The sequence below is a fragment of the Chloroflexaceae bacterium genome (assembly GCA_025057155.1).
GTDB lineage: Bacteria > Chloroflexota > Chloroflexia > Chloroflexales > Chloroflexaceae > JACAEO01.
In genome coordinates this window covers 207,338-217,857 of the sequence record JANWYD010000005.1, presented here as the reverse complement: position 1 = coordinate 217,857, position 10,520 = coordinate 207,338, and the positions used below count along the sequence as shown (strand labels likewise).

The 10,520-nt window shown below is 66.6% G+C and carries 8 protein-coding genes; 7 read left to right on the top strand and 1 reads right to left on the bottom strand.

All coding sequences use genetic code 11. The features are described from left to right. Positions 1-369: 369 nt before the first annotated feature. On the top strand, positions 370-714 hold the full coding sequence (locus NZU74_05970) for a hypothetical protein (protein MCS6880861.1): 345 nt from the start codon (positions 370-372) through the stop codon (positions 712-714). An 89-nt stretch (positions 715-803) separates the two neighbouring features. Here NZU74_05970 and NZU74_05965 read toward each other — a convergent pair whose 3' ends face one another. Beyond that, the gene (locus tag NZU74_05965) at positions 804-2,414 is read right to left on the bottom strand and encodes a hypothetical protein (protein MCS6880860.1); all 1,611 of its coding nucleotides are present in this window, start codon (positions 2,412-2,414) and stop codon (positions 804-806) included. Positions 2,415-2,754: 340 nt separating this feature from the next. Between NZU74_05965 and ftsH the strand changes: the two genes are divergently transcribed. The 6 genes from ftsH to NZU74_05935 all read left to right on the top strand — a co-directional run bounded on the left by ftsH (position 2,755) and on the right by NZU74_05935 (position 10,493). Further along, on the top strand, positions 2,755-4,686 hold the full coding sequence (gene ftsH / locus NZU74_05960) for an ATP-dependent zinc metalloprotease FtsH (GenBank protein ID MCS6880859.1): 1,932 nt from the start codon (positions 2,755-2,757) through the stop codon (positions 4,684-4,686). Positions 4,687-4,754: 68 nt separating this feature from the next. Beyond that, positions 4,755-5,489 (top strand): ribose-5-phosphate isomerase RpiA, encoded by a 735-nt coding sequence (rpiA, locus tag NZU74_05955; GenBank protein MCS6880858.1) that lies wholly within the window; start codon positions 4,755-4,757, stop codon positions 5,487-5,489. 12 nt (positions 5,490-5,501) lie between these two features. Then, positions 5,502-6,176: a ribulose-phosphate 3-epimerase gene (gene rpe, locus NZU74_05950; protein MCS6880857.1), complete on the top strand. Its 675-nt coding sequence runs from the start codon at positions 5,502-5,504 to the stop codon at positions 6,174-6,176. Positions 6,177-6,187: 11 nt separating this feature from the next. Beyond that, positions 6,188-7,171 (top strand): glucokinase, encoded by a 984-nt coding sequence (glk, locus tag NZU74_05945; GenBank protein MCS6880856.1) that lies wholly within the window; start codon positions 6,188-6,190, stop codon positions 7,169-7,171. A gap of 218 nt (positions 7,172-7,389) precedes the next feature. Further along, positions 7,390-8,121: an NUDIX hydrolase gene (locus NZU74_05940; protein MCS6880855.1), complete on the top strand. Its 732-nt coding sequence runs from the start codon at positions 7,390-7,392 to the stop codon at positions 8,119-8,121. Beyond that, the gene (locus NZU74_05935) at positions 8,118-10,493 is read left to right on the top strand and encodes a transglycosylase SLT domain-containing protein (protein ID MCS6880854.1); all 2,376 of its coding nucleotides are present in this window, start codon (positions 8,118-8,120) and stop codon (positions 10,491-10,493) included. The genes NZU74_05940 and NZU74_05935 overlap by 4 nt, the downstream gene beginning before the upstream one ends. The last annotated feature ends 27 nt before the right edge of the window (positions 10,494-10,520 follow it).

Here is a 10,520-nt window from a genome sequence, read left to right as displayed (position 1 = left end):
GTCTCGGCGGCGGGGACGGGGGGGTTGTTGTAGGCTCGCGGTCCTCGCCCTCCCCCGCCTCGCTACGCTCGGCGCCCCCTCCCTCTCCACCGGAGGTGGAGAGGGAGGGGGCCGGGGGGAGGGTGAGGAACAACGCCCCACCTGTGGTTCCAAGGGAGATAGAGCACCTGCGTTGGCCCGGGGCTGATGCAGAGTGTGCCTCCGGCGGGGATTGGGGCAAGGTGGCCGCTCGATACGGTCATTTTTCGCAACCCGGGGTTCAGCCCTGGAGACTTTGCAATAGCCCTGCGGATTGGCCGCACCTCATAGACATACCGCCCCTGGCAGACTATAATGGAAGTTGTCGGAAAGAGCCAGGGAGGTACATATATGACAGAGATACACAACCAGGGCGGTGCGACGGGCCGCGGAGAGGATCTGATCGATGCAGCCGGCGCTGTGGGGGCCAGTGTAGCGCGACTGGGGATCGCAGCGGTGAGCTGGCCGGTGTACCTGTTACCGCCGCGCGCCCGCAGCGAGGCGATTGACGCCACCTCTGAACTCTTCAGAGCGGTTGGCCGGCTGCACCTGGGCATTGCCCGGGCGGCCATTCGCGGCCTGGACCTGGCGGCGCGCGAGATCAACCGTGTGGTGTACGAGCAACTCGAAGCGACTGAACCGGCGACCAGGCCAGTAACGAAAGTGGAGAAAGTACGGATCGAAACCGAGAATTAGCGGCCGCCCGGTGTCGGAGGAATTGGGAGGGCATGGCCCTCCCAGGACTTCTTTGTTTGCTTCGATGCGAGGGGCAAAACCCACACAGCCTAGCGCGGCGGAGCGCAGGAGGGAGGCGCCTGTAACCAGGGGATGAACTCAATGTTCACTCCCACCGAGTCGCCGCGCCCGTTGGCGTTGCGATCCGGATCGTAGGGCCCGGAGGCATCGCCCCACCAGTTATTACGCATATCGAGGAGGATCTCGCTCGTTGCGCCCCGGCCAAGCCCGTAGCGCAGGTAGACCGGGATGATCGGCGGAACGTGGTCGTCAATATGGTTTTGCTCAACGCGTAGACGCATTGGCAGAGCGCCGTTGGGGGCCACCTGTTCGGTCGTGGTACGGATTCCAAAACCCTGGCCATCACCGACGAGGGTATTACAAATCACGGCGCCCTGAAGGGGGCCATTGGTCGTCAACTGCAAATTGGGCGTGCCGCCGGTCACCAGGTTGCCCTCGACGGTCAGGTTCAGCGTCTCGAAGGTGCTGCTGTTGTTAAGGCGAACCTGGGGCGAGCCGTCGGTAAGGCGGTTGCCGCCGAAGCGATTGCGGGTGAGAGTCACGAAGTTCCCACGGGCGAAACTGGCCTCCAGCGCCGGGCCAAAAGGAATATCGTTCCCGAACATCTGGGTGTCGCTCATCTCCAGACGGGTGTCAGTGGTAATAATCCCGCCGCCGTTATCAATAAAGCGACTGTTCCGCACCGTTAGCCTGCTGCGATCCACGGCCATCACTGTGCCGCCCACGCCGCCGCCGCGCACCTCGGCGTAATCCAGCACAATCGTGCTGTCCGGGCGTCCAAACAGGCCGCTCCAGCGAGCGCCGGTGTTCCCGACGAAGCGCACCGGCTGCTCGGCTGTTCCCGCGACCAGTAACCGTCCACCGTCAACATAGATGGACACTCCCGGATCAAGACGAACCTCTACTCCTGGCTCGATGAGCAGTTCCGCTCCCGGAGCGATCTGTACATCACGGCGGAGGATGATCGGCCCTTGCGCAGCCGACCAGCGCACGCTGCCCCGTAGCACGTCGGCCGGCGGCGGGGGCGGCGTGGTGGGCGTCACTGGCGGAACTGTAGGAACAGCGGTAGGAACAGCAGTCGGCGTAACGTCGAGCTGCAGGTCGGACGTCGGCGTTGCGGGCGGCGACGCCGGGGGGGGCGGCTGGGTCGGGACCGGAAAGATAGGTGTAGGCTGAATAACCTCGGGCGGGCGCGTAGGCGTCGGGGGCGCGGTAGGCTGGAGCACCGTGGGTCTGAACGTCGGTAATGGCGGGGGCGTACCCTCGCCAACGGGGCCAGGGTACGGCTCCTCGTCAGACGCGCCGGGGGTTGCCGTGGCCGCGCCCCGCTGAGGAGTAGCGGTAGGGACCACAGGGGACGCTGTTGGCGCCTGACCGATTGCTCCCGGACTGGGATAGGCCGCTTCCGGAGAAGCAGGAGTTGTCACTGGAGCAACCGGCGACTGCGCCGCTTCGGTAGGAGGAGCGGGGGTTGCAGTAGACGGGATCTGACCGATATTCGTACCAGTGTTGGGCGTAAACAGGAACGTCAGAGCGACGGCGAGAATGAGGAAGGTGAGCGCGCCAAGCAAGAGCAGGGTATCGCGGCTAATCCGACCTTCCGAGCCGCGCTCGGGCATCTGCTGATCGTCCTGCGTCACCGGGCAAACCTCCACGTCGCGGGTGAAAACCAACGGCAGTGTACCACAGTCCAGGCACCCACTGCAATGGCAGGCGTTCAGGGCTGGCGCAACGCCCGCCTCTCGCGGCGCGGTCTAGGGCCCGCCCGACAGTGGTGTAAACCACGGCACACTTCGGGCGTATAATGAAGCAAAACCCGGTTTCCCCAGGCCCCGGCCCGGCGGTCGGAAGGATCTAGGAGGGCCAAGCCCTTCCGAGAACGTTTTTTTATTCATGATGAGGACAGCTATGGCGCCACTCCCTCGCGGCACCCCGCCCGCCACACAACCGGCGTCCGGACAGGGGGCCAGGCAGCCGCCCATGTGGCAACCCGCACGGCGCGGGAGTTTCTGGATCACCTTTCTCGTGCTGCTGGTCTTGAACTACCTGCTGATCAACTGGCTCTTTCCTGCCGAGCCAAACTATATCACTATACCCTACACGGTCTTCAAGGAACAGGTTGCAGCGGGGAACGTCGCGGCAATCACCAGTCGCGGGGAGGATATTCAGGGCGAGTTCCGCCAGCCAGTCACGGCCAGCGAAGGCGAATACGGGTTGGTGGTGTTGACGCCAGCGAGCGACCCGCCCCCCGCCGGTGAGCGCGTCTACCGCCGCTTCGCCACCGTTAAACCGACGCTCATTCCCGATCCAGAGTTGATCACCCTGCTGGAAACGAACAGGGTGGTCATTACCGCCAAACCGCTCGAGCAGGCTCGTTCACCACTATGGACGCTGCTGCTGGCCTTCGGGCCGACGTTGCTGCTCCTTGGCGGTTTCCTGTGGCTCAGTTCGCGCACGCTGCAGGGCGCGGGCGGCCCAGGAGGGATGTTTGGCCTGGGTCGCGCGCGAGCGCGGCGGTACGATCCCTCGACGGCGGAGCGCGTCACCTTCGACGATGTGGCGGGCATTGACGAGGTGGAACAGGAACTGATCGAGATTGTTGACTTTCTGAAACATCCAGAGAAGTACGAGAAGCTGGGCGCGCGGATCCCCCGCGGCATTCTGCTGGAAGGACCTCCGGGCACCGGCAAGACGCTGCTGGCCCGCGCCGTGGCCGGTGAAGCCGATGTGCCGTTCTTTACGATGAGCGGCTCGGAGTTTATTGAGATGGTGGTCGGCGTGGGCGCCAGCCGGGTGCGCGATCTGTTCCAGCAGGCCCGCGCAGCGGCGCCGGCGATCATTTTCATTGATGAGATTGACGCCATCGGGCGGCGCCGCGGCGGAGGCGAGCTGGGGGGCAACGAGGAGCGCGAGCAGACGCTCAACCAGATCCTCACCGAGATGGACGGCTTTGACGCCCAGACGCACGTGGTGGTGCTGGCGGCCACCAACCGCTCCGATGTGCTCGACCCGGCCCTGCTCCGTCCCGGGCGCTTCGACCGGCGCATCGTGGTGCAGCCGCCAGACAAGAACGGCCGGGCCGAGATCCTCAAGATCCACACCCGCGATGTGCCGCTGGCGCCCGACGTGGATCTGCACCGCGTGGCCGAGAATACGCCGGGAGCGACAGGCGCGGAGCTGCGCAACCTGGTGAACGAGGCTTCGCTCATGGCCGCCCGGCGCGGCAGCGATCAGGTGACGATGCGCGATTTCTCGGACGCGCTGGAGAAGATCTATCTCGGTCTTGAACGGCGCATCCTGCTGCACCCCGAGGAGCGCGAGCGCGTGGCCTACCACGAGGCCGGGCACGCCCTGCTGGCCCTCTTGCAGCCCGAAAGCGACCCCGTGCGTCGGGTGACGATCGTGCCGCGGGCGCAGTCGCTGGGGGTCACCCTCTCAGTGCCGATCAACGACCGATACAACTACACGGAAGATTACCTGCGGGCGCGGATCGTGACCATCCTGGGCGGGCGGGCCGCTGAACTGGTGGTCTACGGAAACGTCACCACCGGGGCCGAGAATGACCTGCAACAAGTGACCAACCTGGCCCAGGCTATGGTCATGCGTTTTGGCATGAGCGACGAGGTCGGCCAGGTGCAACTGCTGGACACCAGCCGCGGCAACTACCTGGGCGCGGGGTTATCGCAGCGACCCTACAGTGAGGCCACGGCCCAGGTGGCTGACAAAGCCGTGCGGAAGATCGTGGACGAGAGCTATCAGAAAGCGATTCGCTTGCTCAACGAGCATCGCCATCGGCTCGACGCCCTGGCGCAGGCTTTGCTGGCCGAGGAGACCCTCGACGAAGCGCGCATCCGCGAAGTGACCGGCCTGACGGGCCGCGAGGACCGCGCCCTGGCCCCGGTTGCATCGTAGGCGCAACCTTACCAGGTTGCGCCCAGGCTGCTGGAAGGGCCTTACCCTTCCACGAAAGCGAGCACGTCATGAACAGCGATCCAAAAGAAGGACTGAAGCGGCGAGCCGCCGAACGGGCGGTGGAACTGATCGAGCCGGGCATGGTGGTAGGTCTCGGGGTCGGCAGTACTGCTATTCATGCCGTGCGCCGCATCGCCGCGTTGCTTAAGATGGGCGAGTTGCGTGATATCGTGGGGGTAGCCTGCGCCGATAGCGTCGAACGGGAGGCGCTTGCCCTCGGAATTCCCCTGACGACCCTTGATGAGTGCGGAACGGTTGATTTAACGATTGACGGGGCCGATGAGGTCGATCCGCAGTTCAACCTGATCAAAGGCGGCGGCGGGGCGCTGCTCCGCGAGAAAATGGTCGCCCAGGCGTCGCGACGCGAGGTCATTGTGGTAGACTCAAGCAAGCTGTCACCGGCGCTGGGCAGCCACCATCCGCTGCCGCTGGAGGTGATCGCCTTTGGCGCTATGGCGACGGCGCGCTTCGTCGCCGGCCTGGGGGCCCGGGTGGCCTTCCGGCGGACGAGCAGCGGCGAATTTTTCCGCACCGATCAGGGCAATTACATCCTCGATTGCGCCTTTGGCCCGATTGACGACCTGGAGTGCCTGGCGTCCGCGCTGGAACGGCGAGCGGGGATTGTCGAACATGGTCTCTTTCTCGATCTGGTTACCGATGTGATCGTCGCCAGCGAAGATGGCGTCCGCCACCTGCAGGCCGGCGCCTCCCCTAGAGAAGCGCCGTGCAGGCACGGCTTTTAGAAACGGAACGCTATGATCCTTGCTCCTTCAATCCTTACCGCCGACTTTTTGCGCCTCGGCGCGGAGGTGGAAGCGGCCCTGGCTGCGGGCGTGCGCTGGCTGCACCTCGATGTGATGGACGGGCGCTTCGTGCCCAACATCAGCTTCGGGCCGCTGGTGGCGCATGCCCTCCGCCCCCTTGCGGCGCGCTATGACGCAGTCCTTGACGCCCATCTGATGATCGTGGAGCCGGAACGCTACCTTGAGGAGTTTGTCGCCGCCGGCTGCGAGCGGATCACCGTCCATGTCGAAGCCAGTACGCACCTGCACCGCACGGTGCAGACCATTCGCTCCCTCGGCGCGCGGCCCGGCGTGGCCCTTAACCCCGCCACTCCCCTTGGCGTGCTGGAAGAGATCCTGCCCGAGGTCGATCTCGTCCTGGTGATGACAGTAAACCCCGGCTTTGGCGGCCAGACGTTCATTCCCGGCGGCCTGGACAAGGTGGCCCGCTTGCGGCAGATCCTGCGCGCTCGCCGGCTGGAACAGATTGACATTCAGGTTGACGGCGGAGTCAACCCTGAGACCATCGGCCCGCTGCGCGATGCGGGCGCTACCGTGGCCGTGGCCGGCTCGGCGATCTTCGGGCCGGACCGCGGCATCGCCAGCGCGATCGGGGCGCTGCGGGCAGCGCTTGAGGAGCGGCGCTAGAGGAGAGAGGCATGTTTCTTGCAGGCGACATCGGCGGCACCAAGACCGCCCTGGTGCTCGTTTCGCGCGAAACGGGGCCGCGACATTTTCTGGCTACAGCAACGTTCCCAAGCAGTAAGTACCAGAATCTGGAGACGATCGTCAGCGAGTTTCTCGCGGACCATCCCGCCACTCTCGAGGGCGCCTGCTTCGGCGTGGCCGGACCGGTGCTCGATCAGCGCGCCGAGATCACCAATATGCCCTGGGTGATTGATGGGCGCGCGTTGAGCGCCCATCTCGGCGGCGTGCCGGTGAAGTTGATCAATGACCTCGTGGCCTTCGCCCAGTCCGTGCCCTACCTCCAGCCCGAACATCTGGCGACCCTGAACCCCGGCATCCCGGACCCCCAGGGCACCATTGCCGTCATCGCCCCCGGCACGGGCCTGGGGGAGGCGTACCTTACCTGGGAGTACGACCATTACCGCGCGCGCCCTTCCGAGGGTGGCCACGCCAGCTTCGCCCCTACCACGCCGCTCGAAGTCGAACTGCTCTCGTATATGCTCGAACACCATAACCATGTGAGCTACGAACGGCTGTGTTCCGGTCTGGGCATCCCCAACCTCTACGCCTTCTTTCGCGACCGCGTCTTCCGGCGCGAGACGGCGGAGATCGCCGCCGCGCTGGCGGTGGCCAGCGATCCTACCCCGGTGATCGTTGACGGAGCGCTCGACCCCGCCACCCCCTGCCCACTCTGCACGGCTACGCTCGACTGTTTCCTGGGCATCCTGGGTTCCGAAATGGGCAATCTGGCGCTCAAGGTCTTTGCCACAGGCGGAGTGTATCTGGGGGGCGGAATCCCGCCGCGCATCCTCACCCAGTTGCGCACCGCGCGCCTGCTCAACGCTATGCGGAACAAGGGTCGCTTCCGCAGCCTGATGGAGCGCACGCCAGTACACGTTATCCTTGACCCTCGAGCGGCGCTGGTCGGCGCGGCGGCCTACGGGTTGATTGATTAGAGCACCGATCGGAATGCTTGATCCGCTGAAGACACTGAACCGTATAGCTCGATGCGCTCGCGCCGCCATCTATCGATGCGTTTCGAATATGCTCCGCAAGGGCCTGGCCCTTCCAGACGGGCAGGGGCGTGGGAAAATCCGGTTTCCTACCCTGGCTTGACACCCGCGCCAGGGTGCTCTATGATAGTGTTATTTCCACACTATCAGGAGGGCGTGCCATGGAACCCGAAACGAGCCAGCACGCATACGATCCGACGCGCTACGAACGGCCCGCAGTGACCGTTGACGTGGTTATTTTCACGCTGATCAACCAGGAACTGCACGTCTTGCTGGTGCAGCGGCGCCACTGGCCCTTCGAGGGGTTCTGGGCCATTCCGGGCGGGTTCATCAATATGGATGAATCGCTGGAGGCGGCGGCGCGCCGCGAACTCGAAGAGGAGACCGGCGTGCGCGATGTGTATCTGGAGCAGTTGTACACTTTCGGCGATCCAGGACGCGACCCGCGGATGCGGGTGATCAGTGTGGCCTACATTGCTCTCGTGCGCGCCGACGCGCAGAAGATTTCGGTCAGCGATGAGAGCACCGACGTGCGCTGGTGGCCGGTGCGCGCCCTGCCCGAACGGCTGGCCTTTGACCATGAGCAGATCCTTGCCTATGCCATCTCGCGCCTGCGCTCCAAGCTGGAATATACCACCCTGGCCTTCCAGTTGCTGCCGGAGCTGTTTTCCATCCTGGAGTTGAAGCACATCTACGAGCAGATCCTCGGCGAAAAGCTCGACAAGGGCAATTTCTACCGTAAAATCAAGGAGTCGAACCTGCTGGAGGAGACCAACATCGTTCGCGAGGGGCGTGGCCGTCCTACCCGCCTCTGGCGCTTCCGCCGCGACCGGACGACCGATAAGCAGTTCGTGTTTCGCTGGCGCGAGGATCGGATCGATCGCAATCCATGAGTCGAAGTACCACGATTCTGCTCAGCGCACTGCTCGCCCTGAGCCTCGGCGCCTGTGAGGTGGTGACCGCCCCCTTCCCTGACGCGCCCGTTTCCCCGGCGTCTGGCACGGGCGCCCCCGAAGCCCTGCCCCCCGCGCCGGTGCTGCTACAGCGGGCGATGGCCGCGCGGGCCATCGGCGATGACGCGGCAGCCGGCGCCGATCTGAGCGCCCTGCTCCAGCGCTACCCCACCGTACCCGAAGCTCTGGCGGCGCGCTACTACCTGGCCGAGAGCTTCGCCCGCCGCGGCCGCTGGACCTCGGCGGCCGAGATGTGGCGCGCGTTTCTGACGGCGGCGCCGGCGGAGCATCCCCTGCGCCCGCCCGCCCTCTTCTGGCTGGCCCGCGCCCACGAGTCGGCTGGCGACCACGCCGCGGCGATCGCCGCCTATCAGGAGTACCGCGCCCTGGACACGTCTATTGCGCCCTACGCCGCCCTGCGCCAGGCGGCCCAGGAGCAGGCGCTGGCGCGGCACGCCGAGGCCGCCGCGAGCTATCTGATCGCCGCGCGCAGCGCCATCCCCAGAGGTGAGCGGGCGGGGGCCTTTGAAAAGGCCATCGTCCAGCTCATGGCCGCCGGCCGCCCTGATGAGGCGCTGGCTCTCTATCCCGAACTGCTCGACCTGGCCCGCCAGCCGGCCTACCGCGCCCGCGTGCTGACCGAGGCCATCGCCCTGGCCGACTCTCAGGGCCAGACGGAGCAGGCGCGCCGCTGGCGGCTGGAGATTGTGAGCAGCGCGCCAGAAACGCCGGAGGCCGCCATTGCGATGGATCAGTTGCTCGCCGCCGGCGCCGCCGAGGTCAGAGCCGCCCAGGCCGGGCGGATCTATATGGCCGCCGGGCGCTGGAGCGACGCGGTTGCGCAGTTCGAGCGGGCGATCGCCACCGAAGGCGATCTCGCCACGTCAATCGAACTGCGCCGGTTGCGCGGGCTGGCCCTGCGCGCCGCGGGCGACATGCCCGGCGCGCTGGCGGCCCTGGCCGAAGCCGTGGCTCTCGACCCCTACAGCGAGCCGGGGCGCCAGGCCCGGCTCGACCAGGTGCAAACCACCGGCCAGGCTGGCAATGTTGAGGGGGCCATCCAGGGCTACCTGGAGTATGCCGCGGCCTATCCCGACGACCCCCGCGCTCCCGTGGCGCTGGATCGGGTGGTGCAATTGCGTGAGCGCCTGGGCGACGCCGAAGGCGCGTTGCAGGCGCGTCTCGACCTGGGGCGGCGCTATCCCGGCAGCGCCGAGGGGCGCGTGGCCCTGCACCGGGCCGGCCTGGCCCTGTACGAAGCCGGGCGCGTTGAGGAGGCCCGCGCCGCATGGCAAACGCTGGCCGACCATAACGACGGAGGGTGGCGAGCGCGCGGGGCCTTCTGGGCCGCCCGCACCGCTCGCGACCAGGGCGACGCCGCGGCTGCCGAGGCGCTCTTTGCTGCTGCGATTGCCGCCGCTCCCCACAGCTATGAGGGCGTTCGCGCGGCGGAGGAACTGGGCAGGCAGCCCGCGGGCGCCCTGCCCATCGGAGCGCCGATTGCCGCGGAAGCGTGGAGCGAACTGGAAGCCTGGGCAACCACCTGGGCCGGCGCGCCGGCGCCGCCTTCCGGCGACGAACGGGCGACGCGCGCCGCGCACCTCGAACAGGTAGGCTTGCAGACCGAGGCGATGAACGAGTGGCGCGAGGGTCTCGACGAGGCCCGCGGCCAACCCTGGGCGCTGCTGCGCCTGGCGCGGGCCGCCTATGAGGGCGGCGCGACCTACCCCGCGCTGCTGGCCGCCGAAGAACTGGCCGCGCTGGCGCCTGCGCCGGATCAGGCGCCGCCGGCCCTGCGCCGCCTGATCTTCCCTACCCCCTATGCCGACCTGGTCAACCGGGAAGCGACGGCCAACGGCCTCGACCCGCGCCTGCTCTACGCCCTGTTGCGCCAGGAGAGCCTCTTCAATCCCGGCGCCACCTCCTGGGTTGGAGCGCGCGGTCTGGCCCAGGTCATGCCCGAAACCGGCCAGGGCATCGCCCAGAGTCTGGGGATCAGCGATTTCACTCTCGACGACCTCTACCGGCCGGTGGTGAGCGTGCGCTTCGGCAGCTACTATCTGGCCCGGCGCCTGGCCGACATGGAGGGGAGCGTGCAGGGTGCGCTGGCGGCCTACAACGGCGGTCTGGGGAACGCGCAACGCTGGGCCGGCGGGAGTCGCGTGGCCGACCCGGATCGCTTCACCGAGCAGATTGATTTTGCCGAGACGCGAGGCTACGTGCGGGCCGTCTACGGCTTCTGGGGGGCCTACCAGGAGCTGTACGCGCCCCCTGTTCGGGCGACGAAGCCGGTGAGCAAGGCGCTCTGGTAATGACATGTCCCCTTGTAGGGGACGCTG